Source organism: Streptomyces sp. NPDC005438 (assembly GCF_040606315.1).
Classification (GTDB): Bacteria; Actinomycetota; Actinomycetes; order Streptomycetales; family Streptomycetaceae; genus Streptomyces.
Window position 1 is genome coordinate 371,017 of record NZ_JBEXEP010000003.1, and the last position, 25,557, is coordinate 396,573.

19 protein-coding genes are annotated in these 25,557 nt (G+C 70.8%); 17 read left to right on the top strand and 2 right to left on the bottom strand.

What is annotated here, in order from left to right; translation table 11 throughout:
- Positions 1-118: 118 nt before the first annotated feature.
- On the bottom strand, positions 119-577 hold the full coding sequence (locus ABZT14_RS09815; protein ID WP_356299112.1) for a Rieske (2Fe-2S) protein: 459 nt from the start codon (positions 575-577) through the stop codon (positions 119-121).
- A gap of 53 nt (positions 578-630) precedes the next feature.
- Positions 631-3,633: an excinuclease ABC subunit UvrA gene (uvrA, locus tag ABZT14_RS09820; protein WP_356299114.1), complete on the bottom strand. Its 3,003-nt coding sequence runs from the start codon at positions 3,631-3,633 to the stop codon at positions 631-633.
- Positions 3,634-3,881: 248 nt separating this feature from the next.
- On the opposite strand from uvrA, the gene ABZT14_RS09825 reads away from it, so the two are divergent.
- The 17 genes from ABZT14_RS09825 to ABZT14_RS09905 all read left to right on the top strand — a co-directional run bounded on the left by ABZT14_RS09825 (position 3,882) and on the right by ABZT14_RS09905 (position 25,453).
- Positions 3,882-4,571, top strand: a complete 690-nt coding sequence (locus ABZT14_RS09825) for a maleylpyruvate isomerase family mycothiol-dependent enzyme (RefSeq protein WP_356299116.1) — start codon at positions 3,882-3,884, stop codon at positions 4,569-4,571.
- A gap of 35 nt (positions 4,572-4,606) precedes the next feature.
- Positions 4,607-5,263: an MBL fold metallo-hydrolase gene (locus ABZT14_RS09830; RefSeq protein WP_356299118.1), complete on the top strand. Its 657-nt coding sequence runs from the start codon at positions 4,607-4,609 to the stop codon at positions 5,261-5,263.
- Positions 5,264-5,266: 3 nt separating this feature from the next.
- A complete protein-coding gene (locus ABZT14_RS09835; protein WP_356299120.1) occupies positions 5,267-8,092 on the top strand; it encodes a DEAD/DEAH box helicase family protein in 2,826 nt (941 codons plus the stop codon).
- Between the two features lie 327 nt (positions 8,093-8,419).
- Positions 8,420-10,525, top strand: a complete 2,106-nt coding sequence (gene uvrC, locus ABZT14_RS09840) for an excinuclease ABC subunit UvrC (RefSeq protein ID WP_356299122.1) — start codon at positions 8,420-8,422, stop codon at positions 10,523-10,525.
- Positions 10,526-10,612: 87 nt separating this feature from the next.
- Positions 10,613-11,512 carry an RNase adapter RapZ gene (gene rapZ / locus ABZT14_RS09845; RefSeq protein ID WP_356299357.1) on the top strand — a complete coding sequence of 300 codons (900 nt, stop codon included), beginning with the start codon at positions 10,613-10,615 and terminating at the stop codon, positions 11,510-11,512.
- Entirely contained in the window at positions 11,512-12,582 is a 1,071-nt protein-coding gene (gene yvcK, locus ABZT14_RS09850; RefSeq protein ID WP_356299124.1) for a uridine diphosphate-N-acetylglucosamine-binding protein YvcK, read from the top strand. Before rapZ ends, yvcK begins: the two co-directional genes overlap by 1 nt.
- Positions 12,573-13,550, top strand: a complete 978-nt coding sequence (gene whiA / locus ABZT14_RS09855; RefSeq protein WP_356299126.1) for a DNA-binding protein WhiA — start codon at positions 12,573-12,575, stop codon at positions 13,548-13,550. Before yvcK ends, whiA begins: the two co-directional genes overlap by 10 nt.
- 523 nt (positions 13,551-14,073) lie before the next feature.
- Positions 14,074-14,373, top strand: a complete 300-nt coding sequence (locus tag ABZT14_RS09860; RefSeq protein WP_356299128.1) for a hypothetical protein — start codon at positions 14,074-14,076, stop codon at positions 14,371-14,373.
- Positions 14,374-14,549: 176 nt separating this feature from the next.
- A complete protein-coding gene (gene gap / locus ABZT14_RS09865) occupies positions 14,550-15,554 on the top strand; it encodes a type I glyceraldehyde-3-phosphate dehydrogenase (RefSeq protein WP_356299130.1) in 1,005 nt (334 codons plus the stop codon).
- 159 nt (positions 15,555-15,713) lie between these two features.
- Positions 15,714-16,916, top strand: a complete 1,203-nt coding sequence (locus ABZT14_RS09870) for a phosphoglycerate kinase (protein ID WP_356299132.1) — start codon at positions 15,714-15,716, stop codon at positions 16,914-16,916.
- A gap of 6 nt (positions 16,917-16,922) precedes the next feature.
- A complete protein-coding gene (gene tpiA, locus ABZT14_RS09875; RefSeq protein WP_356299133.1) occupies positions 16,923-17,720 on the top strand; it encodes a triose-phosphate isomerase in 798 nt (265 codons plus the stop codon).
- A gap of 126 nt (positions 17,721-17,846) precedes the next feature.
- Positions 17,847-18,080 carry a preprotein translocase subunit SecG gene (gene secG / locus ABZT14_RS09880; RefSeq protein WP_356299134.1) on the top strand — a complete coding sequence of 78 codons (234 nt, stop codon included), beginning with the start codon at positions 17,847-17,849 and terminating at the stop codon, positions 18,078-18,080.
- Positions 18,081-18,218: 138 nt separating this feature from the next.
- Entirely contained in the window at positions 18,219-18,557 is a 339-nt protein-coding gene (locus ABZT14_RS09885) for an RNA polymerase-binding protein RbpA (protein WP_356299136.1), read from the top strand.
- 218 nt (positions 18,558-18,775) lie between these two features.
- Positions 18,776-20,425, top strand: coding sequence for a glucose-6-phosphate isomerase (gene pgi / locus ABZT14_RS09890; protein WP_356299138.1), 1,650 nt, complete (start codon positions 18,776-18,778; stop codon positions 20,423-20,425).
- Between the two features lie 99 nt (positions 20,426-20,524).
- Positions 20,525-21,403, top strand: a complete 879-nt coding sequence (locus ABZT14_RS09895) for a dihydrodipicolinate synthase family protein (RefSeq protein ID WP_356299140.1) — start codon at positions 20,525-20,527, stop codon at positions 21,401-21,403.
- 380 nt (positions 21,404-21,783) lie between these two features.
- A complete protein-coding gene (locus ABZT14_RS09900) occupies positions 21,784-22,848 on the top strand; it encodes a betaine/proline/choline family ABC transporter ATP-binding protein (RefSeq protein WP_356299142.1) in 1,065 nt (354 codons plus the stop codon).
- Positions 22,841-25,453 (top strand): ABC transporter permease/substrate binding protein, encoded by a 2,613-nt coding sequence (locus ABZT14_RS09905; protein ID WP_356299144.1) that lies wholly within the window; start codon positions 22,841-22,843, stop codon positions 25,451-25,453. Before ABZT14_RS09900 ends, ABZT14_RS09905 begins: the two co-directional genes overlap by 8 nt.
- Positions 25,454-25,557 lie beyond the last annotated feature (104 nt).

Consider the following 25,557-nt stretch of genomic DNA (forward strand, 5'->3'; position numbering starts at 1 on the left):
GGGGCAACCGCGAGAAGCTCGCGGTGGTGGCCACGTCCACCCTCGGGTGACGGCGGCCCCCGGTACCCCGACTCCCCAGGGTGGCCGGCCTGTTCAGGTGCCGGCTCCTGGCGGGGGCTCAGCTCTCCCCGGAACCGGTGACCAGCCGGCCGCCCTCCACCCGTACCGGGACCTTGGGCAGGGGAGTGGTGGCCGGGCCCTTGAGCACCGATCCGTCACTGAGGTCGAAACGGCTGCCGTGGCAGGCACAGATGCCCTCCTGCTCCTTCACTTCCGACAGCACGCACTTGCGGTGGGTGCACACCGCGCTGAACCCGGTGAACTCGTCGCCCTCGGCACGGGAGACCACCACCTTCTGTTCCCGGTACAGCTTGGCGCCGCCCTCGGGCACCTCCTCGGAGGAGCCCAGGGCGACACCGCTGTCCGGGGAGTCCGTACCGCCGTCACCATTGTCGCCACTGCTGGAGCCGCCATCGGAGCCGCAGCCGGCGACGGCCGCACCGGTCGCCACCGAGGCGCCCGTCACCAGAACCCCCCGGAGCACCGTCCGACGTGTGGCTTTCGACTGTCGTTCCATCTCGCTGGCACCTCGTCTCTCGGGGTCCGTTCGCTCTCGCCCCCGTGATGTGCTCAACTCCCGCTGGACGACCTCCGGGTGGTCTTCCGCGCCTTGGCCGTGTTCGTCGCGCTGGCCGTCTTCGCCGTCTTGGCCGTCTTCCCGGCCGTACCGCTCCGGGAGGTGCCGCCGCCACGCTGCCGTGGGGTGCGGGGCATGGCCGGAGCGTCGCTGACCCGGTCACCCAGGATCTCCCGCAGGAACTTCCCGGTGTGGCTGGCCGGCACCCCGGCCACCTGCTCGGGGGTGCCCTCGGCGACCAGGAGACCTCCGCCGCTGCCTCCCTCGGGGCCCAGGTCCAGGACCCAGTCGGCGGTCTTGATGACGTCGAGGTTGTGCTCGATCACGATCACGGTGTTGCCCTTGTCCACCAGCCCGGACAGCACCCCGATCAGTTTGCGGATGTCCTCGAAGTGGAGCCCGGTGGTGGGTTCGTCCAGCACGTAGACCGTGCGGCCGGTGGACCGCTTCTGCAACTCGCTGGCCAGCTTGACCCGTTGGGCCTCGCCCCCGGAGAGGGTGGGGGCGGACTGGCCGAGTCGGACGTAGCCCAGGCCGACCTCGTTGAGGGTGCGCAGGTGTCGGGCGATGGCGGGCACCGCCTCGAAGAAGTCCAGGGCCTCCTCGATGGGCATGTCCAGCACCTCGGCGATGGACTTGCCCTTGTAGTGCACCTCCAGAGTCTCCCGGTTGTACCGCGCGCCGTGGCAGACCTCGCAGGGGACGTACACGTCCGGGAGGAAGTTCATCTCGATCTTGATGGTGCCGTCGCCGGAGCAGTTCTCGCAGCGACCACCCTTGACGTTGAACGAGAAGCGACCCGGGAGGTAGCCCCGGACCTTCGCCTCCATGGTCTCGGCGAACAGCCGGCGCACATGGTCGAAGACTCCGGTGTAGGTGGCCGGGTTGGAACGCGGGGTGCGGCCGATGGGCGACTGGTCGACGTGGACCACCTTGTCCACCAGGTCGTCGCCGTCCACCCGGGTGTGCCGACCGGGCACCGACTTGGCGCCGTTCAACTCCCGGGCCAGGTGGGTGTAGAGGATGTCGTTGACCAGGGTCGACTTGCCGGAGCCGGACACCCCGGTGACCGCGGTGAGGACGCCCAGTGGGAAGCTGACCTTCACGTCCCGCAGGTTGTTCTCCCGGGCCCCGTGGACCGTCAGCCGTCGGGCACGGTCGACCGGGCGACGCTCGGTCGGGGTCGGGATCTCCTTGCGGCCGAAGAGGTAGTCGCCGGTGACCGACTCGGTGTTGGCCTCCAACTCCTTCAGTGGGCCGCTGTGGACGACCTTCCCCCCGTGCTCACCGGCGCCGGGGCCGATGTCCACCACCCAGTCGCTGGTCTTGATGGTGTCCTCGTCGTGCTCCACCACGATCAGGGTGTTGCCCAGGTCGCGCAGGCGCACCAGGGTCTCGATCAGCCGGTGGTTGTCGCGCTGGTGCAACCCGATGGACGGCTCGTCCAGGACGTAGAGCACGCCGACCAGACCGGAACCGATCTGGGTCGCCAGCCGGATGCGCTGCGCCTCCCCTCCCGAGAGGGTGCCGGCCGCGCGGTTGAGGGAGAGGTAGTCCAGGCCGACGTCGACCAGGAACCGCAGCCTTTCGTTGACCTCCTTCAACACCCGCTCGGCGATGGTCTTCTCGCGGTCGGTGAGGGTCAGGTCGCGGAGGAACTCGGCGCACTCGCTGATCGACATCGCGGAGATGTCGGCGATGGAACGGTCGTGGACCGTCACCGCCAGCACGATCGGCTTCAGCCGGGTGCCGTCACAGGCGGGGCAGGGCACCTGCCGCATGTACCCCTCGAAGCGCTCCCGGCTGCTGTCGCTCTCCGCCTCCGCGTGCCGCCGCTTCACGAAGGGCACCGCCCCCTCGAAGGAGGTGGTGTACGCCCGCTCCCTGCCGTAGCGGTTGCGGTACCGCACCTCGATCTGGGTGCGGTGGCCGTTGAGCAGGGCCTTCCGGGCCCGCTGGGGCAGGCCCGCCCAGGGGATGTCGGTGCGGAAGCCCAGGGCGTCGGCCAGGGCCTTGATCAGCCGGGCGAAGTAGTCCTTGGTGTGGCCGTGCGACCAGGGGTGGATGGCGCCCTCGTCCAGCGACTTCTCCTCGTCCGGGACGATCAGCTCCGGGTCCACCTCCATACGGGTCCCGATGCCGGTGCACTCCGGGCAGGCGCCGAAGGGGGAGTTGAAGGAGAAGGTCCTCGGCTCCAGCTCCTCGAACGACAGGTCGTCGTACGGGCAGTACAGGTGCTCCGAGTACATCCGCTCGCGCTGCGGGTCGTCCTCGTCCAGATCCACGAAGTCCAGGATCACCATGCCCCCGGACAGCCCCAGCGCGGTCTCCACCGAGTCGGTCAGCCGCCGCTTGGCGCTGTCCTTGACCGTCAGCCGGTCCACCACCACCTCGATGGTGTGCTTCTCCTGCTTCTTCAGCTTCGGCGGCTCGGACAGCTGGATGGTCTGCCCGTCCACCCGGGCCCGGCTGTACCCCTTGGACTGGAGGTCGGAGAAGAGGTCCACGAACTCGCCCTTGCGCTCGCGCACCAGCGGGGAGAGCACCTGGAAACGACTGCCCGGCTCCAGGCCCAGGACCTTGTCCACGATGGCCTGGGGGGACTGCCGGGCGATGGGCCGGCCGCACTCGGGGCAGTGCGGCTTGCCGATCCGGGCGAACAGCAGCCGGAGGTAGTCGTAGACCTCGGTGATGGTCCCCACCGTCGAGCGGGGGTTGCGCGAGGTGGACTTCTGGTCGATGGAGACCGCCGGAGACAGCCCCTCGATGAAGTCCACGTCGGGCTTGTCCATCTGCCCCAGGAACTGCCGCGCGTACGAGGAGAGGGACTCCACGTAGCGCCGCTGCCCCTCGGCGAAGATGGTGTCGAAGGCCAGGGAGGACTTGCCGGAACCGGACAGCCCAGTGAAGACGATCAGGGCGTCGCGGGGAAGGTCGATGGAGACGTTCTTGAGGTTGTGCTCGCGAGCGCCACGGACGAGTAGACGGTCGGCCACGCCGATGGGCACCTTTCGTGTGAGAAGCGGCGATCCGTGCTCCGCAGGACCACCACTGACCAAGAGTATGGGCGAGCGCGAGCGACTGCCCCCACATCCCGCCGTTGCCTTCCTCCGAGCGTATAGCACGTACTTTCGAATCGCGTGCATCGGGCGCCCCGTTCACCCCATCGTGGCCCGCCCGCTCCGGGACCGCCTCCGGGCCGGACCCCGCGCCCCCGGAAACCCCACCCCCTAGGGTTCCTCCCATGAGTGACCCCCGTGACGACCTGGACCGAGTCGACGCCGCCACCCAGGAACTGCTGACCGCCGTCGGACGGCTGGACGCCCCGGCCCTGACCGAGCCCTGCCAGCTCCCCGGCTGGACCCGGGGCCACCTGCTGGCCCACGTCTCCCGCAACGCGGACGCCCTGGACCGGGTGCTGCGCGGTGAGCCGATGTACGCCAGCGCCGAGGCCAGGGACGCGGACATCGAGGCCGGCGCCGGACGGGGGCCCGCCGAGCAGCTCGACGACCTGCGGGCCAGCGCCGACCGGCTGTCCGCCACCGCCCGCGCCCTCGGGGACCCGGACTGGGAACGCGAGGTCGAGCTGCGCGGAGGCGTCAGGGACCTGGCCGCCCGCATCCCCTTCCGGCGGCTGGCCGAGGTCGAGATCCACCACGTGGACCTGGACGTCGGGCGTGGCTTCCGTGACCTGCCGGCCGCCTTCGTGGAGCGCCAGGTCGACGTCATGGCCCGGCGGTTCCTCGGCAACCCCGACGTTCCCGGCCTGGAGCTGCGCGCCGACTCCGGCAACCACTGGCGCAGCGGCGTGGAGCGGGGCGAGCCGCTGGTGGTGACGGGGGACCCGGTGGACCTGCTGGCCTGGTTGATGGGCCGCAGCACCGGCAGTGGGCTGACCGCCGACGGGGAGCTGCCGGCGTTGCCGAAGTTCTGAGCCCCCTGTCCGAGGGGCCGCATACGCTGGGCCCCATGCCATACACCGGAACAGTGACCGTCGGCGGCCCGGCGGACGTGCACGAGCTCCAGGACCTGATGATCTCCAAGGTCGCCGTCGGGCCCATGGACAACAACAGCTACCTGCTGCGGTGCCGGGCCACCGACGAGCAGCTGCTGATCGACGCCGCCAACGAGGCCGGGACCCTGCTGGGCCTCATCGGCGGCGACGGCATCACCAAGGTGGTCACCACCCACCAGCACGCCGACCACTGGCAGGCCCTGGCCGAGGTGGTGGAGGCCACCGGCGCCCGTACCCACGCCGGCCGGGAGGACGCCCCCGGCATCCCGGTGCCGACCCAGGTGCTGGTGGACGACGGTGACGTCATCGAGGTGGGCCGGGTGCGGCTGACCGCCCGCCACCTGGTGGGGCACACCCCGGGCTCGATCGCCCTGGTCTACGACGACCCCCACGGTCACCCGCACCTGTTCACCGGCGACTGCCTGTTCCCCGGCGGCGTGGGCAACACCCGGGGGGTGCGGGAGGCGTTCGAGAGCCTGCTGCACGACGTGGAGACCAAGCTGTTCGCCCAACTCCCCGACGAGACCTGGGTGTATCCGGGTCACGGCGCCGACACCACACTCGGCGCCGAGCGCCCCCAACTGCCCGAGTGGCGCGAACGCGGCTGGTAGCGGGTGTCCGACACGGGGGAGGGGACGGACCCCGGGCCGGGGGCCGAGGCGGCGACCTGGGCGGGGCTCAGGTCGGGCAGGCCGTTGCGGCCCGCCCAGGTGACCGCGCTGGAGGAGCTGGACCGGCTGTTCACCGGGGGCGCCCGGAGGGCCTGGGTGGTGTTGCCGCCCGGACTGGGCAAGACGCTCACCGGGCTGGAGGCGGGTCGTCGGCTGGGCCGGCCCCTGGTGGTGTTCGGGCCCAACACGGCCATCCAGCAGCAGTGGCGGTCCGAGTGGTCCCGGTTCACCCCCGCCCCGACACCGGCCGGCACCCGGCGATCCCTGGACCGTCCGGTGACCGTGCTGACGTACCAGTCCCTGGCCACCTTCGACCCCGACGCCGAGGTGGACGAGGACGGCACCCGCAGCGGTACCGGCCACCTGCGCCGGCTCCGCCCGCAGGGCGCCGCCCTGGTCGCGGCCCTACGGGACGCCGGCGAGGTGACCCTGCTGCTGGACGAGTGCCACCATCTGCTGGAGACCTGGGGGGAGTTGCTGGCCGAGCTGCTGCGGGAGCTGCCCCGGGCGAGGGTGATCGGGCTGACCGCCACCCCACCGGACCGGCTCACCGCCCGTCAGGCCGAGTTGGTGGACGAACTGTTCGGCGAGGTGGTGCGGGGCCCGTCCATCCCCGCCTCGGTACGGGAGGGCTCCCTCGCCCCGTACGCCGAGCTGGCCTGGCTCACCACCCCGACCGCCCCGGAGTCCGAGTGGCTGGCCGAGGAGGCGGAGCGGTTCACCAGGCTGACCGTGGACCTGCTGCGCCCCGACTTCGCCTCCACCCCCTTCCTGGAGTGGGTCGACGCCCGGGTGGTGCGCCGTCGGGGCGCGGAGCCCGGCTCCACCGACGGCGCCGTGGGGTGGCACGCGTTCCAGCGCCAGCACCCCGAACTGGCCGCCGCCGGGCTGCGGTTCCACCACCACGGCCTGCTCGCCCTGCCCGAGGGCGCCCGCCTGCTGGAGGAGCACCGGCACGCCCCCACCGCCGAGGACTGGATACGGCTGCTGGACGACTGGATCCGGCACTGCCTGCGGCCCAGCTCCCGGGCGGAGGACCGCGAGGCCCTGGAGGCGGTCGGTCGGGCGCTGCCGGCCGTGGGATACCAGCTGACCCGGCGGGGCATCCGCCAGGGCCGCTCCCCGGTGGACCGGCTGCTGGCGCGCAGCGCCGCCAAGACCCACGGTGTACGGGAGATCCTGGCCGCCGAGGACCGGGCGCTGGGCGAACGGCTGCGCGCGGTGGTGATCTGCGACCACGAGCGGGCCGCCGCCACCCTGCCCCCGGGGCTGGTCGGGGTGCTGGACAGCGAGGCTGGTTCGGCTCGTCTGGTCCTGGCCGAACTGGTCGCCGACCCGCGCACCGCCCGGCTGGCCCCGGTGCTGGTCACCGGCTCCACGGTGGCCGCCGACGCGGAGACGGCCGAGCACTTCCGCGCGTACTGCCAGCGGACCCGTCCGGGCCTGGAGCTGCGGGTGGAGCGCCCCGACTGGCCGGGGGCCGAGCGGCTGCGGGTGGTGGTCGGGGCCTGGAGCAGCCGGCGTTGGGTCGCCCTGGTCACCGCGTACCTGGCCTCGGGCGCCAGCCGGGTGCTGGTCGGGACCCGGGGGATGCTGGGGGAGGGCTGGGACGCCCGGGGCGTCAACACCCTGGTCGACCTCACCGAGGCCACCACCGCCACCGCCGTGGTCCAGATCCGGGGTCGTGCGCTGCGCACCGACCCCGACTGGGCGGGGAAGACGGCGCACAACTGGTCGGTGGTGTGCGTCCGCGCCGACCACCCCAAGGGGCAGGCCGACTGGCAGCGGTTCGTCCGCAAGCACCAGGGGTACCTGGCGCTCACCGACTCCGGGGCCGTCATGGACGGGGTGGCCCACGTGCACCCCGAGCTGTCCCCGTACGCGCCGCCGGACGAGGCGGAGTTCGACCGGCTGAACCTCGCCATGCTGGACCGCGCCGACCACCGTGACCAGGTGCGGGAACGCTGGCGGGTGGGCGAGCCCTACGAGGAGCGGCTGGTCCACACCGTACGGGTGGTCGTCCCGCGCGCCGCCTCCGCTCCGGTGGCCGTCCGCGCCACCCCCACGCCTCCCTCGGTACTGCCCACGGCCACCGGGGTCACCCCCGCGCCTTCCTCCCGCGCGGCCTGGTTGGGCTGGGGCGCCGCGCTGCCCCTGGTGGCGGTCGCCGTGGCCCTGGGGCTGCCCTGGCCGGTGTGGGGCGCGGTGCTCCTGGCGGTCGGCGCGGTGGCCGAGGGGACGCGGGCCCGGGCCGGTGCCCGACGGCTGGCCGAGGCCGGGGACGGCCCCCCGCTGGAGCGGGTCGCCCGGGCGGTGGCGGACGGACTGCGGCGGGCCGGGCTGACCTCGGCCGGGGCGGAGGCGGTCACCCTCGAACCGGACGGTACGGGTGCCTACCAGGCCCAACTGCGCGGGGTGCCCTACGAGGAGTCCGAGCGGTTCGCCCTCGCCCTGGACGAGGCGGTGTCCCCCGTCGGCGACCCCCGCTACCTGCTGCCCCGCTACGTACCGGCCCCGCCCGGGCTGGTCAACGGCTGGTTGCTGGCGCTCGGCCGTCCGCTGCCCCAGACCGTGGTGCACCACGCGGTGCCCACCAGCCTGGGCGTCAACCGCCGACGGGCCCTGGCGATGGCCGAGGGCTGGCGGCGGTACGTCAGCGCCGGTGAGCCCCTGGGCACCCGCAGTGCCGAGGGCGCCGGGGTGCTCGCCGCCCAGGTCGGGCTGCCCCCGATGGAGGTGACCACCGCGATGCGGGTCGCCTGGCACTAGGTGTATTGGCCGCGTCGGGTGGATCTCGGGCGATCAGGGAGCGCGTTCTGGTGCCGTGGATCACGAGGCGGGGGAGGAGTCGACGCGGCGCATCGGCGACGGCGATCTACGGCGATCCACGGCGACCTACACGCGGTGCGCGCGGCGACACCGCACGCGAGCCTCGCGGTGACCCGAGCGACCGGCCCCGGTTACCGAGCCCGGTCGCGGGGCCGGGCGACGCGGGGTGATCTGCCCGGCGGGCGGCGGCCGTTGGGCGGGTGGAGGTCTTCCGGGGAGTGACCGGCGCAGCCTCGGCTGTCACCGCCCGGACGTAGGGTTGCGGGCATGGCAGACCCCTCCAGCTACCGCCCCAAGCCGGGACAGATCCCCGACTCCCCGGGGGTCTACAGGTTCCGCGACGAGCACCGCAGGGTGATCTACGTCGGCAAGGCCAAGAGCCTGCGCCAGCGCCTGTCCTCGTACTTCCAGGACCTCACCAACCTGCACGTCCGCACCCGCACCATGGTCACCACGGCCGCCTCGGTGGAGTGGACGGTGGTGAGCACCGAGGTCGAGGCGCTCCAGCTGGAGTACTCCTGGATCAAGGAGTTCGACCCCCGGTTCAACGTCAAGTACCGGGACGACAAGAGCTATCCGTCCCTGGCGGTCACCCTCCAGGAGGAGTTCCCCCGGGTGCAGGTGATGCGCGGCCCCAAGCGCAGGGGGGTGCGGTACTTCGGGCCGTACGCCCACGCCTGGGCGATCCGCGAGACGGTCGACCTGCTGCTGCGGGTCTTCCCGGTGCGCACCTGCTCGGCGGGGGTGTTCAAGAGGTCCGCACAGATCGGCCGGCCCTGTCTGCTGGGGTACATCGACAAGTGCTCCGCCCCCTGCGTGGGCCGGGTCAGCCCCGAGGAACACCGCGAACTGGCCGAGGAGTTCTGCGACTTCATGGCTGGCCGCACCGGGGCGTACCTGCGTCGGCTGGAGGCCGACATGCGGGAGGCCTCCGAGGGGATGGAGTACGAGCGGGCGGCCCGGCTACGCGACGACATCGGTGCCCTGAAACGGGCCATGGAGAAGAACGCGGTGGTGCTCTCCGACGGCACCGACGCTGACCTGATAGCGCTCGCCGAGGACGAGCTGGAGGCGGCCGTGCAGATCTTCCACGTGCGCGGCGGCCGGGTGCGCGGCCAGCGGGGATGGGTCACCGACCGGGTCGAGGAGGTCGGCACCGCCGAGCTGGTGGAGCACGCCTGCCAGCAGCTGTACGGAGAGGAGCGGGGGGACACGGTGCCCCGGGAGGTGCTGGTCCCGGCGCTCCCCGACCCGCCGGAGCCGCTGGGCCAGTGGCTGGCCGAACGGCGCGGGGCCCAGGTCGACCTGCGGGTGCCCCAACGCGGCGACAAGCGGGCCCTGATGGAGACGGTGCAGCGCAACGCGCAGCAGGCTCTCGCCCTGCACAAGACCAGGCGCGCCTCGGACCTGACCACCCGTTCCCGGGCGTTGGAGGAGATCGCCGAGGCCCTCGACCTGGAGTCGGCGCCCCTGCGGATCGAGTGCTTCGACATCTCCCACTTCCAGGGGGACGACGTGGTGGCCTCCATGGTGGTCTTCGAGGACGGGCTCGCCCGCAAGAGCGAGTACCGCCGCTTCCAGGTCCGGTCGTTCACCGGCCAGGACGACGTACGGGCCATGCACGAGGTGATCTCCCGCCGCTTCCGGCGCTACCTGAGGGAGAAGCAGCGCACCGGTGAGTGGGGCACCGAAGGCGGGGACCGGGACCTGGAAGGAGCCGAGGCGGCAGAGGCGGCCGAGGGCGCTGTGCGGACCGACGACGGTGCCCCCGAGGGCCCCGGGGAGGACGTGGGGGAACCGACGTACACGGCCCGCGACGAGGAGGGCCGCCCCAAGCGGTTCGCCTACCCGCCGCAGCTGCTGGTGGTGGACGGCGGCGCCCCCCAGGTCAGGGCGGCCCGAACGGCCCTGACCGAACTGGGAGTTGACGACGTCGCGGTGTGCGGGCTGGCCAAACGCCTGGAGGAGGTCTGGCTGCCGGACGAGGACGACCCGGTGGTTCTCCCTCGTACGAGTGAGGGGCTCTACCTCCTCCAGCGGGTCCGGGACGAGGCGCACCGGTTCGCCATCACCTACCAGCGCTCCAAGCGCTCCAAGGCCCTGCGGGCCGGCCCCCTGGACGCGGTGCCGGGGCTGGGGGAGACCCGTAAGAAGGCGTTGATCAGGCATTTCGGTTCGGTGAAACGACTGCGGGCGGCCACCGTCGAGGAGATCTGCGAGGTGCCCGGGGTGGGCCGCAAGACCGCCGAGACGGTCGTCGCCACCCTCGGGACCCCACGCGCCGGCGAGGGCGAGCGGGCCACCTCTGGTGAGAGCGCCAGATCAGGGACCGCCGTGAACACGGCGACCGGCGAAATCATCGATGATGAGTGAGGGGAGCGCCACGCTCCCCTCCGGGAGTCCACGGTCTGGGACGCGGGGGAGCAGACGATGAACGAGCACGGCGAGGCGAGAGGGCAGATGAGCACGGTCGGAGAGGTCGAGGCGGCCGAGGAGCCCACCATCCCCGAGCTGGTGATCATCTCGGGCATGTCCGGGGCGGGACGCAGCACGGCGGCCAAGTGTCTGGAGGACCTGGGCTGGTTCGTGGTGGACAACCTGCCACCCGCCCTGATCCCCACCATGGTGGAGCTGGGCGCCCGCTCCCAGGGCAACGTCGCCCGGATCGCGGTGGTGGTCGACGTACGGGGACGGCGCTTCTTCGACAACCTCCGCGAGTCGCTCACCGAGCTGGGCACCAAGGGGGTCACCCACCGCATCGTGTTCCTGGAGGCCTCCGACGAGGCCCTGGTCCGCCGGTTCGAGTCGGTGCGCCGACCCCACCCCCTCCAGGGGGACGGTCGGATCGTCGACGGCATCGACGCCGAACGCGACCTGCTGCGGGAGCTACGCGGCGACGCCGACCTGGTGATCGACACCTCCAGCCTCAACGTCCACGAGCTGCGGGCCAAGCTGGACGCCCAGTTCGCGGGCGAGGAGGAGCCCGAGCTGCGGGCCACCGTGATGTCCTTCGGCTACAAGTACGGCCTCCCGGTGGACGCCGACCTGGTGGTGGACTGCCGCTTCCTGCCCAACCCCCACTGGGTGCCCGAACTCCGCCCCCTGACCGGCACCAGCGAGGAGGTCTCCCGGTACGTCTTCGACCAGCCCGGGGCCAAGGAGTTCCTCGACCGGTACTCCGAACTGCTGCAACTGATCGCCACCGGCTACCGCCGCGAGGGCAAGCGCTACGTCACCGTCGCCGTGGGCTGCACCGGCGGCAAGCACCGCAGCGTGGCCGTCTCCGAGCGGCTGGCCCGGAGACTCTCGGGACAGGGAGTGGAGACGGTGGTCGTCCACCGCGACATGGGACGTGAGTGATGGCCCGCAAGGCCAGCCGGCTGCGACGACTGGTGGGCACCCGCTCCGGTCAGGGAGCCCAACCGAAGGTGGTGGCCCTGGGGGGCGGCATGGGCCTGTCGGCCTCCCTGGCCGCGCTGCGCCGTATCACCGGTGACCTCACCGCGGTGGTCACCGTCGCCGACGACGGCGGTTCCAGTGGCCGGCTCCGGGACGAGCTGGGCGTGCTGCCCCCCGGTGACCTGCGCAAGGCGCTGGCCGCGCTGTGCGGTGACGACGCCTGGGGCCAGACCTGGGCCCAGGTCATCCAGCACCGGTTCGTCACCCAGGGCGAACTCCACGACCACGCCCTGGGCAACCTGCTGATCGTGGCCCTGTGGGAACAACTGGGCGACCACGTCCAGGCACTGGATTTGGTGGGGAGGCTGCTCGGCGCCCACGGACGGGTGCTGCCGATGTCCGCCGTGCCCCTGGAACTCCAGGCGCTGGTGCGCGGCCACGACCCCTCGCGCCCCGAGGAGCTGAGCACCGTCCGGGGCCAGGCCACCGTGGCGCTCACCCGGGGTGAGGTACGGCAGGTGAGGCTGATGCCCGAGGACCCGCCGGCGGTGCCGGAGGCCGTGTCGGCGGTGCTGGACGCGGACTGGGTGGTGGTCGGTCCCGGTTCCTGGTTCTCCTCGGTGATCCCGCACCTGCTGGTGCCCGAACTGCTGGAGGCGCTCACCGACACCAAGGCGCGCCGGGTGCTGTCCCTCAACCTGGCGCCCCAGCCGGGTGAGACCGAGGGCTTTTCCCCGCAGCGTCATTTGGAGGTTTTGGCCCGACACGCCCCTAAACTCGCCTTTGACGTGGTGCTGGCGGACCAGGATGCGGTGCCGGACGAGGAGAGCCTGCGGGCCGCCGCCGAGAGTCTCGGCGGAGTGGTCGAGCTGGCTCCGGTGGCCGCCCGGGGTGAGACGACTCCGACGCTTCCTGAGGACGCCGGACCCGGGCTGACCGGGCCGGTCTCTGCGAGACATGATCCAGAGCTGCTGGCCGCCGCGTACGACCGTATTTTTCGGATGCATGGAAGGATCGGCCCATGGCGATGACGGCAGCGGTGAAGGACGAGATCTCCCGACTTCCCGTGACCCGGACCTGCTGCCGGAAGTCGGAGGTGTCCTCGATCCTGCGGTTCGCCGGCGGCCTCCACCTGGTGAGCGGACGCATCGTGATCGAAGCGGAGTTGGATACCGGGATCGCGGCCCGCAGGCTCCGCAGGGATGTGCTGGAGATCTTCGGCCACTCCTCCGACCTGGTGGTGATGGCCCCGGGCGGGTTGCGTCGGGGCAGTCGCTACGTGGTGCGGGTGGTCGGCGGGGGTGACCAACTGGCCCGCCAGACCGGGTTGGTGGACGGCAGGGGCCGTCCCATCCGGGGCCTTCCGCCCCAGGTGGTGTCGGGCGCCACCTGTGACGCCGAGGCGGCCTGGCGCGGCGCCTTCCTCGCCCACGGTTCGCTCACCGAGCCGGGCCGTTCCTCCTCCCTGGAGGTGACCTGCCCCGGTCCCGAGGCGGCCTTGGCGCTGGTGGGCGCGGCCCGGAGGTTGCAGATCGCCGCGAAGGCCCGAGAGGTACGGGGAGTTGACCGGGTCGTCGTCCGTGACGGTGACGCGATCGGCGCGCTGTTGACGCGCCTGGGCGCCCACGAGTCGGTGCTCGCCTGGGAGGAGCGGCGGATGCGCCGCGAGGTGCGGGCCACGGCCAACCGGTTGGCCAACTTCGACGACGCCAACCTCCGTCGCTCCGCCCGGGCCGCGGTGGCCGCCGGAGCCCGGGTGCAACGTGCCCTGGAGATCCTCGGTGAGGACGTGCCGGAGCACCTGGCCGCCGCCGGTCAGCTGAGGATGGAGCACAAGCAGGCCTCCCTGGAGGAGTTGGGCGCGCTGGCCGACCCCCCTCTGACCAAGGACGCGGTGGCCGGCCGTATCCGCCGTCTGCTGGCCATGGCCGACAAGCGGGCCTCGGACCTGGGCGTTCCCGGTACGGAGTCCAACCTCACCGAGGAGATGGTGAGTTGACGCCCCGACGCCGTTGACGCCCTGGGGCCGTACGCCACGGGGCCCGGCGCCCGGACGGTGCGGGCTCCGGGAGGCGTTCCGGCGGGGGAGCGGCCCTCCCCCGACCTTCGCCGCCCGCCGAGCCGTGACCGTCCGGGGCTTTCCGTGGCCCCGACGGTGGCGCCCGAGGTCGGGGAACGTGGAGGGTGGGCCCTGTGACTCCAGCGACTCCAGGGACCCCGACCGGTCGGGGGACGCGGCCGGCACGACGTACCCCGGCCGGCGTCCGCCGTCGTCTGCGGCTGCACCTGGTGGCGGAGTTGGTGAACGTCCCCCTCCAGGGGTTGGTCTGGTTCGTGGGGCTGGGCCTGCCGTACACGGCGGCCAACCTGGTCGGTTTCGCCCTGTTCTGCCTGCTGTTGCTGGAGGGCGCCGGCTACTGGGCCGCCAAGCTGAGGCGGTTGCCCGCCCCGGCGCACCCCTGCCGGCCCGACGCCTCTTCGCCCTGGCCCGGGTCGGCAACCCGCCGCTGCTGGTGGGCGGGGTGCTGTTCACCGGATGGGCGGTGCTGGAGGAGCCGGGCGCGGGAAGCGTGGCGGGCCTGTGCTTCGCGCTGTTCGCGGTGCTGGAGCACGTCAACTACTTCCACGTCCAGCTGATGTACGACAACCCCGCCGATCTGCGGGCCCTGTGCCGAAACGGCCTCCGCCGGGCCCACCTGGCCCGTGACCTGGCGTTCCGGCCCCCGGCGGCAGCCGGTCCGACGGCCCCGTCGGAGGGGGAGCCGGGTAGGCCGGGGCCCGGTGCGAGAACGTACCGGGACGCGGCGTCGGGGCCGGGGTGACCGACCGGTATCCGAGACCCTGTGTCCGTATGGGCAGAACCGTGATCCCCTGTCCCACTTGGCGGGTAGCCGATGTCACCGCCGGGGGCGTGGCGCGGTAGGGTCGGAAGTGGTCGGGGACATCCCATACGCTTTCGCCGGTGTCCGTGCCGGCGCACCAACGAGGAGATCGGTTCGTGACGATCCGCGTAGGCATCAACGGCTTTGGCCGCATCGGACGCAACTACTTCCGCGCGCTCCTGGAGCAGGGCGCGGACATCGAGATCGTGGCCGTGAACGACCTGGGTGACACCGCGACCACCGCCCACCTGCTGAAGTACGACAGCATCCTCGGTCGCCTCAAGGCGAAGGTCACCCACACCGAGGACTCCATCACCGTGGACGGCAAGACCCTCAAGGTGCTGTCCGAGCGGGACCCGGCCAGCCTGCCCTGGGGCGACCTGGGCGTGGACGTCGTGGTGGAGTCCACCGGCATCTTCACCAAGCGTGACGACGCCGCCAAGCACCTCGCCGGCGGTGCCAAGAAGGTCCTGATCTCCGCTCCCGCCAAGGAGGAGGACATCACCCTGGTGCTGGGCGTCAACCAGGACCAGTACGACCCGGCGAAGCACCACGTGATCTCCAACGCCTCCTGCACCACCAACTGTGTGGCCCCGATGGCGAAGGTCATGGACGAGAACTTCGGCATCACCAAGGGTCTGATGACCACGGTGCACGCCTACACCAACGACCAGCGCATCCTGGACTTCCCGCACAAGGACCTGCGCCGGGCCCGCGCCGCCGCCGAGAACATCATCCCCACCTCCACCGGTGCCGCCAAGGCCACCGCCCTGGTGCTGCCGCAGCTGAAGGGCAAGCTGGACGGCATCGCCATGCGCGTCCCGGTTCCCACCGGCTCGGTGACCGACCTGGTGCTGGAGCTGGACCGCGAGGTCACCCGGGACGAGGTGAACGGTGCCTTCCAGAAGGCGGCCGAGGGCGAGCTGAAGGGCTACCTCGAGTACTGCGAGGACCCGATCGTCTCCTCCGACATCGCCGGTTCCCCGGCCTCCTGCACCTTCGACTCCCCGCTGACCATGGCCCAGGGCAACCAGGTCAAGGTCGTCGGCTGGTACGACAACGAGTGGGGCTACTCCAACCGTCTGGTGGACCTGACCACCTTCGTCGGCAACCAGCTCTGATCCCGCCCGACCGGGCTTGACCATCCATGGGGCAGGGCCCGCGAGGCACGGCGCCTGGCGGGCCCTGCCCCATGCCCCCTCGGGCGGGCGACACCGTCACGGGTGAGTCGTCACCGGTGACGGGACCGTCCGAGACGACCAGTGAGTACGGAGCCGTAGATGCGGACCATTGACGACCTTCGGGTGGCCGGACAGCGGGTGTTCGTCCGTGCCGACCTGAACGTCCCCCTGTCCGGGGACACCATCACCGACGACGGCCGCATCCGGGCCGCCGTCCCGACGATCAGCCGACTCGCCGAGGCGGGCGCCAGGGTCCTCGTCGCCTCCCACCTGGGCCGCCCCAAGGGCGCCCCGGACCCCGCGTACTCCCTCGCCCCGGTGGCCCGTCGACTGGGCGAACTGCTGGGCCAGGACGTCGCGTTCGCCACCGACACGGTGGGGCCCAGCGCCCGGGAGACGGTGGCCGGACTGGGCGAGGGCCAGGTGGCGCTGCTGGAGAACCTCCGCTTCAACCCGGGCGAGACCAGCAAGGACGACGCCGAACGGGCCGCCTTCGCCGAGGAGTTGGCCACCCTGGCCGACCTCTACGTGGGGGACGGCTTCGGCGCCGTACACCGCAAGCACGCCTCGGTCTACGACCTGCCCCAGCGGCTGCCGCACGCGGCCGGCGGACTGATCGCCACCGAGGTCGGGGTGCTGCGCCAGCTGACCGACGAGGTCAAGCGGCCGTACGCCGTGGTGCTGGGCGGGGCGAAGGTCTCCGACAAGCTGGGCGTGATCGAGCACCTGCTCACCCGGGCCGACCGCATCCTCATCGGCGGCGGCATGGCGTACACCTTCCTCAAGGCACAGGGGCACGAGGTCGGTAGCTCGCTGCTCCAGGAGGACCAGCTGGACACTGTGCGCGGGTACCTGGACCGGGCCCGTGAACTGGGTGTGGAGTTCGTGCTCCCGGTGGACGTGGTGGCCGCCCCCGGCTTCCCCGACCTGGTCGCCAAGACGCCGACCTCGCCGACCACGGTGTCGGTGGACGACTTCCCGGCCGACCTAATGGGCCTGGACATCGGACCCCGCAGCTGTGAGCTGTACGTGAGCAAGCTCGCGGACGCGGCCACGGTGTTCTGGAACGGTCCGATGGGGGTCTTCGAACACCCCGACTACGCCGAGGGCACCCGGGCGGTGGCGCAGGGGCTGCTGGACAGCTCCGCCTTCACCGTCGTGGGCGGCGGTGACAGCGCCGCCGCCGTGCGGCAGTTGAAGTTCGACGAGAACGCCTTCGGTCACATCTCGACCGGAGGCGGCGCCAGCCTCGAATACCTTGAGGGCAAGACCCTTCCCGGCCTCGCCGCACTGGAGGACTGACCACAGATGAGTACCCGCACGCCGCTGATGGCCGGCAACTGGAAGATGAACCTCAACCACCTTGAGGCCATCGCCCACGTGCAGAAGCTGGCCTTCGCCCTGACCGACAAGGACTACGACGCGGTGGAGGTCGCGGTCCTCACCCCCTTCACCGACCTGCGGTCCGTGCAGACCCTGGTGATGGGCGACAAGCTGCGGATCAAGTACGGCGCCCAGGACCTGTCGGCCCACGAGTCCGGCGCGTACACCGGGGAGATCTCCGGCGCCATGCTCGCCAAGCTGAACTGCTCCTACGTCGCCGTCGGCCACTCCGAGCGCCGGCAGTACCACGCCGAGGGCGAGGAGATCTGCAACGCCAAGGTGAAGGCCGCCTTCGCCAACGAGCTGACGCCCATCCTGTGCGTCGGCGAGGGCCTGGAGGTGCGCAAGGCCGGCAACCAGGTCGCCCACACCCTGGCCCAGCTGGACGGCGGGCTGAAGGACGTGCCGGCCGAGCAGGCCGAGACCGTGGTCATCGCCTACGAGCCGGTGTGGGCGATCGGCACCGGCGAGGTGGCCACCCCCGAGGACGCCCAGGAGGTCTGCGGCGCCATCCGGGGCCGGCTGGCCGAGCTGTACGACCAGCGGTTGGCCGACAAGGTCCGCATCCAGTACGGCGGTTCGGTGAAGTCCGGCAACGTCGCCGCGATCATGGCCCAGCCCGACGTGGACGGTGCCCTGGTGGGCGGCGCCGCCCTGGACGCGGAGGAATTCGTGAAGATCGTCCGGTTCCGCGACCAGTCCACCGGCTCCGCGAAGAAGTAGCGGAGTGACGGCGGGCCCGGCTCGTCGTACCCTGTCGGGGCCGGGCACCATCCCGGCCCCGACTGCGTTGAGCAGTGTTGAGTAGTTCTTCCGTCGCAAGTCACCGTCCGAGAGAGTTGGTCCGCCGTGGTCGTCGGGTTTTCCATCGCCCTGGTCGTCTTCAGCCTGCTGTTGATGGTGTTGGTGCTGATGCACAAGGGGAAGGGCGGCGGTCTGTCCGACATGTTCGGCGGCGGTATGCAGTCCTCCGTCGGTGGTTCCTCGGTCGCCGAGCGCAACCTCGACCGGATCACCGTGGTCGTGGCCCTGGTGTGGTTCGCGATCATCGTGGTGCTCGGCCTGTTGATGAAGTTGGACTGACCTTCCCCTGGCGGGTCCGTCGGCCCGCGTGAATTCACGGTTCCTCCCCTGCCCCGGGCCCCGGTCCGGGGCCTATCATGAGGCCGCGCTCCACGCTGGGCGCGACCTGGACGGGCACCCGAGGCAGGGAGAGCGGCCGTGGCACTAGGTGGCAACGCGATCCGTGGAAGCCGGATCGGCGCGGGTCCGACGGGCGAGGCCGCCCGAGGCGAGAGCGCCCCCAGGACGCACGTCTCCTTCTGGTGCGCCAACGGACACGAGACCCGGCCCAGCTTCGCCCGGGAGGCGGAGGTCCCCGAGTCCTGGGACTGCACCCGCTGCGGACTGCCCGCCGGCATGGAGCGCGACAACCCGCCCGAGCCCCCGCGCACCGCCCCGTACAAGACGCACCTGGCCTACGTACGGGAACGCCGTACGGACGCCGACGGCGAGGCCATACTCGCCGAGGCGCTCGCCAAGCTGCGCGGCGAACTCTGACCCCCACGCCCCCTTCGTCGCCGAACGGGCCGGTACCCCGGCGCGCCCGACGGGAGAGGGGAGCGAGGTGCCGCTCCAGCCGCCTTCCGTCCCGGCCGCGAGCCGTGTGACAGGCCCCGCCCGTACCCGGGGGCGCGCCCCGCGTGACCACCCGATCTTCGTTAGGTTGGACGCCGGTGGGTGTCCCTACGAACAGTGAAATGGGCTGATGTCGCGCGATGAGCACCGAAGGCCACACCAGGCTGGACCAGCTTCCCCAGTGGAGGGCGCTCGCCGAGCACCGGGAGAAACTGGGGCGGGTGGACCTGCGAGAACTGTTCGCCCACGACCCCGACCGGGCCCGGCGCTACCGCCTCCAGGTCGGTGACCTCACCCTCGACTACTCCAAACACCTGGTCACCGACGAAACCCTGCGCCTGCTGCGGGAGTTGGCCCAGGCACGCGGAGTGGCCGCACTGCGGGACGCGATGTTCCGGGGCGAGCGGATCAACACCACCGAGGACCGCGCGGTGCTGCACACCGCGCTGCGCGCCCCCCGCGACGCGCAGGTCGAGGTGGACGGGCGGAACGTGGTGCCCGAGGTGCACCGGGTGCTGGACCGCATGGCCCGGCTGGCCGAGGAGGTGCGAGCCGGCCGCTGGCTGGGCCACACCGGACAGCCGATCACCACCGTGGTGAACATCGGCATCGGCGGCTCCGACCTGGGGCCGGCGATGGCCTACGAGGCGCTGAGGCCCTACACCCACCGGGAGTTGGGATTCCGCTTCGTCTCCAACGTGGACGGCGCCGACCTCCACGAGGCGCTGCGCGACCTCCACCCGGCGCGCACCCTGTTCGTGATCGCCTCCAAGACCTTCACCACCATCGAGACGCTCACCAACGCCAAGGCCGCCCGGGACTGGTCGCTCACCGGACTGGGCGCCGGCCAGGAGGCGGTGGCCCGTCACTTCGTGGCGCTGTCGACCAACCGGGAGAAGGTCGCCGAGTTCGGCATCGACCCGGAGAACATGTTCGAGTTCTGGGACTGGGTCGGTGGCCGCTACTCCATGGACTCGGCCATCGGGCTGTCGCTGATGGTGGCCGTCGGCCCGGAGCGGTTCCGGGAGATGCTGGACGGCTTCCACCTGGTGGACGAACACTTCCGTACCGCCGCGCCGGAGGCCAACGCCCCCTTGCTGATGGGCCTGTTGGGCCTCTGGTACGGCGACTTCCACCAGGCGCGGTCCCACGCGGTGCTCCCCTACAGCCACTACCTGTCCCGGTTCACCGCCTACCTCCAGCAACTGGACATGGAGTCCAACGGCAAGTCCACCGACCGCTCCGGCCGGCCGGTGGAGTGGAGCACCGGACCGGTGGTGTGGGGCACCCCCGGCACCAACGGTCAGCACGCCTACTTCCAACTGCTGCACCAGGGAACGCAGTTGATCCCGGCCGACCTGCTGGGCTTCGCCCGGCCCATCGAGGAGCTGGGCCCCCTGGCGGAGCAGCACGACCTGCTGATGGCCAATCTGTTCGCCCAGGGTCAGGCGCTCGCCTTCGGCAAGACCGAGCGGGAGGTACGGGAGGAGGGCGTCCCCGAACACCAGGTGCCCCACCGCACCTTCGCCGGCAACCGCCCCACGACCACCATCCTCGCCTCCGAGCTGTCCCCCTCGGTACTGGGTCAGCTCATCGCCCTCTACGAGCACAAGGTGTTCGTCCAGGGCGCCGTCTGGGACATCGACTCCTTCGACCAGTGGGGTGTGGAGCTGGGCAAGGTGCTGGCCAAGCGGGTGGAGCCGGCGTTGACCGAGGGGGCCGAGGTGCCCGGTCTGGACGCCTCCACCCGCGCGCTGGTCGCCGACTACCGCCGACTGCGCGGACGTTGAGCCAAGGCGTCCTCCCACGGGGCGGACCCGGTGGGCCTCCCACCGGGTCCGCCCCGAGGGGCGCGCGGGACCGTACGAGGGAGGTGACAGACTCTCCGCATGTGGGACCACGCGACCTTCGGCCGTACGGCCGCCGCCATGATCACCCCCTTCACCCCCGACGGTGAGCTGGACCCGCCCGGCGCCCGAAGGCTGGCCCGCCACCTGGTGGACCGGGGCGGATGTGACGCACTGGTGCTGCACGACACCACGGGGGAGGCCGCCACCACCTGTGACCAGGAGAAGCTGGCGCTGCTCGAAGCGGTACGGGACGAGGTGGGGGACCGGGCCCGTATCACCACGGGGGTGAGCGGCGGTGACACCCGACGCGCCGTCGAGCTGGCCCGCCGCTTCCAACAGGCCGGTGCCCACGGCCTGTTGGTGTCCGCCCCGCCCTTCCCGACCGGCCGCTTGGCGGTGCGACGGCACCTGGTCACGGTCGCGGACGCCACCGAACTGCCGGTGATGCTCCACGACCGGGGTACCGCTCTGGAGACGGACACCCTGCTCGCCCTGGCCGAACACCCCCGCGTCCAGGGGGTGCTGGACCGGTCCGGCGACCCGTCGAGGTCCGGCCGAGTCCTCGCGGAGACCGACCTGGCGTACTACGCGGGCGGGGACGAGTGGAACCTGCCGCTGCGTTCGCTGGGCGCGGTGGGGTACGTCAGCTGGCTCGCCAACGTGGCCGGGCCCCTGCTGCGCCGGATGTGGGACCACGAGGACCGGGGCGACCACCCGGCGGCCCTCGCCCTCCACCGGAGGCTGCTGCCCCTGATCGGTCAGGTCGGCCCCGAACTGCCGGCACCCGTGGCGGTCAAGGCCCTGTTCCAGGTGGCCGGTCTTCCCGGGGGTCCGGTACGCGGTCCCCTCGCCCCGCCCGAACCCCGGGTCACCGAACAGTTGGTCACCGCGCTGGAGGCGGCGCTGGCCGAGGGTTGAGCTGGGGGTTGAGTCGGGGGAGTGACGCACCGTTCGACCTCTGGTGATATTTGTCCTGAGACGCACTGTTCGTTCCGACTGGCACGTTTTCGCGGTCGTTTGACGGGTTGTGGGTGGCGCTTGTCCACCCGTAGTCACCGGTGGTCAACCGTGGGGTGATCTGCTGGTCGGAGCCTTATAGCGCCGATGTGCAGTCGTTATCCAGGTGTTGTGGCCTGCGTCACTGATGTGTTTGGAGTGTGAAAGTATGGGCAGCGGCGCACCCGAAGTGGGGCCGATCTCCCCCCGGGTGAAACGGTGTAATTCGGGCTCAGCCCGCACCACTCTGCGGCCCGTCGGAGGGGAGGCGGGTCGTATTACGTACGACTCGTGAGGTGTATGTGAGCAGGCTAAAAGCCGAGCACCTGTACAAGGTGTTCGGCAAACAAGCGGAACAGGCGGTGGGCCGGCTCGAATCCGGTGTCGACCGCGAGGAACTGCGCAAGAGCGGGATCACGGCCGCCGTCATCGACGCGAGCTTCGAGGTCCAGTCGGGCGAGATCTTCGTCGTGATGGGCCTCTCCGGCTCCGGCAAGTCCACGCTGCTGCGGCTGCTGAACGGACTGCTTGAGCCGACGGCCGGTGCCGTGAAGTTCGACGGTGAGGACCTGACGAAGTTGAGCCCCGCCGGGCTCCGCGCGGTTCGCTCCCGGAAGATCAGCATGGTCTTCCAGCACTTCGCCCTCTTCCCGCACCGCAGCGTCATGGAGAACGCCGCGTACGGCCTTGAGGTGCAGGGCGTCGAGAAGAAGGAGCGTGAGGAGCGCGCCAAGGAGGCGCTGGCCCTCACCGGCCTGGAGGGCTGGGAGAAGTCCTGGCCCGACGAGCTGTCCGGTGGTATGCAGCAGCGGGTCGGTCTGGCCCGCGCGCTCGCCACCGACGCCGACCTGCTGCTGATGGACGAGTCCTTCTCCGCGCTGGACCCGCTGATCCGCCGCGACATGCAGGACCAGCTGCTGGAGCTGCAGGAGAAGCTGAAGAAGACCATCGTCTTCATCACCCACGACCTCAACGAGGCCATGCGCCTGGGCGACCGCATCGCGGTGATGCGTGACGGTCGAATAGTCCAGATCGGCGCCCCCGAGGACATCCTCGTCCGGCCGGCGAACGACTACGTACGCCGCTTCGTCGAGGACGTGGACCGTACCCGGGTGCTCACCGCCGGCTCGATCATGGAGCAGGCCAAGGGCAAGCTCTCCAAGAGCTTCACCGCGGTGCCCGAGGACACCCCGGTCGCCGAACTGTTCGGACCCTTCGCGGGCGGCGACGAGGCGGTCGGCGTCACCGGTGACGACGGCGACCTGGTCGGCCGCATCGAGCGGGGCCGACTGCTGTCGGTGCTGAGTGAGGCGATCGGCGACGACGCCGACGAGGGTGACGGGGAAAAGGTGACCGCTGGTGCCTAAGATCGACTTCGGGTCGAGAGTCGAGTCGTTCATCGACTGGCTTCAGGCCCATCTGACATGGCTGTTCGACGCGATCAGCGCCGTACTGACCAACGGTTTCGACGGTGTGAACACCGTCCTCGGCGCCCCCGAGCCACTGCTCATGGGCGCCATCCTCGCTGTGGTGACCTTCTGGTTGCGCGGCCTGTTCCCCGCCCTGCTCGCGATGATCGGTTTCATGGTCATCGACTCGATCGGGCTGTGGGACAACGCGATGATGACGCTGTCCATGGTGCTCGTCTGTACCGTGATCACGCTGATCATCGCGGTGCCGCTGGGCATCTGGGCCGCGCAGAACAAGGCGGTCTCGGCCGCCGTGCGTCCGGTGCTGGACTTCATGCAGACCATGCCGGCGATGATCTACCTGCTGCCGGGCGTCGTCTTCTTCGGCGTCGGCGTCACGCCGGGTCTGCTGGCCACCGTCATCTTCTCGATGCCGCCGGCGGTACGTATGACCGAGCTGGGCATCCGGCAGGTCGACCACGAGCTGGTGGAGGCCGCCGAGGCCTTCGGCACCACCCCGGGCAACACCCTGCGTCGGGTGCAGCTGCCGCTCGCGCTGCCGACCATCATGGCCGGCGTCAACCAGGTCATCATGCTCGCGCTGTCCATGGTCGTCATCGCCGGTATGGCCGGTGCCTCCGGCCTGGGTGAGGACGTCTACAACGCGGTGACCCGCGTCGAGATCGGCGCCGGCTTCGAGGCCGGCCTCGCGGTCGTCATCCTGGCCATGTACCTGGACCGGGTGACCGCCGCGCTCAACCAGCGCGTCTCCCCGCTCGGCCGTCGCGCGCTGGCCAAGGCCGCGGCCATGGCCAGCGGCTGGAAGCTGGTGCACTACCGTCCCGGCACCGCCGTGGCCGGTGTCGGCGTCGTGGTCCTCGCGCTCATCGCCGGTGGCATGAACATCGCCGGCAGCGACGACGACACCAAGCAGGCCGGCGGCACCAACGTCGGCAAGGGCAAGCAGATCAAGATGGGCTACATCCCCTGGGACGAGGGCATCGCCTCCTCGTACCTGTGGAAGGAGGTCCTGGAGCAGCGCGGCTACAAGGCGAGCCTGCAACAGCTCGACCCCGGCCCGATGTTCACCGCGCTGGCCAAGGGCGACCTCGACTTCCAGACCGACACCTGGCTGCCGACCACGCACGAGCAGTACTGGAAGAAGTACGGGAGCAAGTTGGAGGACCTGGGCCAGTGGTACGGGCCCACCTCCCTGGAGCTGTCGGTGCCCTCGTACATGAAGGGCATCGAGTCGCTGGATGATCTGAAGGCCAACAAGGACAAGTTCGGCAGCAAGATCATCGGTATCGAGGCCTCGTCCGGTGAGATGGGCATCCTCAAGGACAAGATCGTCAAGGAGTACGGCCTCACCGACTGGAAGGTCGTCTCCTCCTCGACCGCGTCGATGCTGTCCGAGCTGGACCGCTCGTACAAGCAGAAGAAGCCGATCGTCACCACCCTGTGGTCGCCGCACTGGGCGTACAGCAAGTACGACCTGACCAAGCTCAAGGACCCGAAGGGTGCCTGGGGCAAGGGCGACAAGATCCACACCGTGGCGCGCAAGGGCTTCAGCAAGGACGACCCCACGGTCTCCGGCTGGCTGAAGAACTTCAAGATGAACGAGAAGGACCTCACCGAGCTGGAGGGCCTGATCACCGATGCCGGCAAGGGCAAGGAGCAGGACGCGGTCAAGGAGTGGCTGAAGAAGCACCCCGACTACGTCGACACGATGGCTCCCGTCTCCGGCGGTGGGAAGACAGAGGGCAAGGACGCGGGCAAGGCCGTGAAGCTCGGCTACTTCCCGTGGGACGAGGCGATCGCCAGCACCTACCTCTGGCAGAACATCCTCGAGGACCGTGGCTACAAGCCCAGCGTCAAGCAGCTCGACCCGGGTCCGCTGTACACCGCGCTGGCCAGAGGCGACATGGACGTCCAGTTCGACGCCTGGCTGCCGACCACGCACAAGCAGTACATGGACAAGTACGGTGACAGGATGACCGACCTCGGCAAGTGGTACGGCCCCACCTCGCTGGAACTGTCGGTGCCCTCGTACATGAAGGACGTCAAGTCGCTGGAGGACCTCAAGAACCACAAGGGTGAGTTCAAGGGGAAGATCATCGGCATCGAGGCGTCCGCCGGGATGATGGGCATCCTCAAGGACAAGGTCGTCAAGGAGTACGGTCTCACCGACTGGAAGGTCGTCTCCTCCTCGACCGCGTCGATGCTGTCCGAGCTGGACCGCTCCATCAAGAAGAAGGAGCCGGTCGTGGTCACCCTGTGGTCGCCGCACTGGGCGTACGCCAAGTACGACCTGACCAAGCTCAAGGACCCGAAGGGTGCCTGGGGCAAGGGCGACAACATCCACATGACCGGTAAGAAGACCTTCGCCAAGGACCTTCCCGAGCTGAACAAGTGGCTCAAGAAGTTCAAGCTGTCCGAGAAGGACCTCGCCTCCCTGGAGGCCGAGATCCAGAAGGGCGGCCAGGGCAAGGAGAAGGAGTCCGCCCGCAAGTGGATGGACGCCAACCCCGGCATCGTGGACAAGCTGGCCCCGGTCAGCTGACGCCCACACCGTCACACCCGAGGGGCCCCGCCCGGCAGTACTCCACTGCCGGGCGGGGCCCCTCGCCGTGGCGGGTCCGGGTCAGGAGGCCAGGTCCGGGCCGG

Bases quoted from the DNA above. Each gene is read 5' to 3' on its own strand.
- ABZT14_RS09815 (WP_356299112.1), bottom strand. From the start codon at position 577: ATGGAACGACAGTCGAAAGCCACACGTCGGACGGTGCTCCGGGGGGTT.
- ABZT14_RS09825 (WP_356299116.1), top strand. From the start codon at position 3,882: ATGAGTGACCCCCGTGACGACCTGGACCGAGTCGACGCCGCCACCCAG.
- ABZT14_RS09830 (WP_356299118.1), top strand. From the start codon at position 4,607: ATGCCATACACCGGAACAGTGACCGTCGGCGGCCCGGCGGACGTGCAC.
- uvrC (WP_356299122.1), top strand. From the start codon at position 8,420: ATGGCAGACCCCTCCAGCTACCGCCCCAAGCCGGGACAGATCCCCGAC.
- rapZ (WP_356299357.1), top strand. From the start codon at position 10,613: ATGAGCACGGTCGGAGAGGTCGAGGCGGCCGAGGAGCCCACCATCCCC.
- yvcK (WP_356299124.1), top strand. From the start codon at position 11,512: ATGGCCCGCAAGGCCAGCCGGCTGCGACGACTGGTGGGCACCCGCTCC.
- whiA (WP_356299126.1), top strand. From the start codon at position 12,573: ATGGCGATGACGGCAGCGGTGAAGGACGAGATCTCCCGACTTCCCGTG.
- ABZT14_RS09870 (WP_356299132.1), top strand. From the start codon at position 15,714: ATGCGGACCATTGACGACCTTCGGGTGGCCGGACAGCGGGTGTTCGTC.
- tpiA (WP_356299133.1), top strand. From the start codon at position 16,923: ATGAGTACCCGCACGCCGCTGATGGCCGGCAACTGGAAGATGAACCTC.
- pgi (WP_356299138.1), top strand. From the start codon at position 18,776: ATGAGCACCGAAGGCCACACCAGGCTGGACCAGCTTCCCCAGTGGAGG.
- ABZT14_RS09895 (WP_356299140.1), top strand. From the start codon at position 20,525: ATGTGGGACCACGCGACCTTCGGCCGTACGGCCGCCGCCATGATCACC.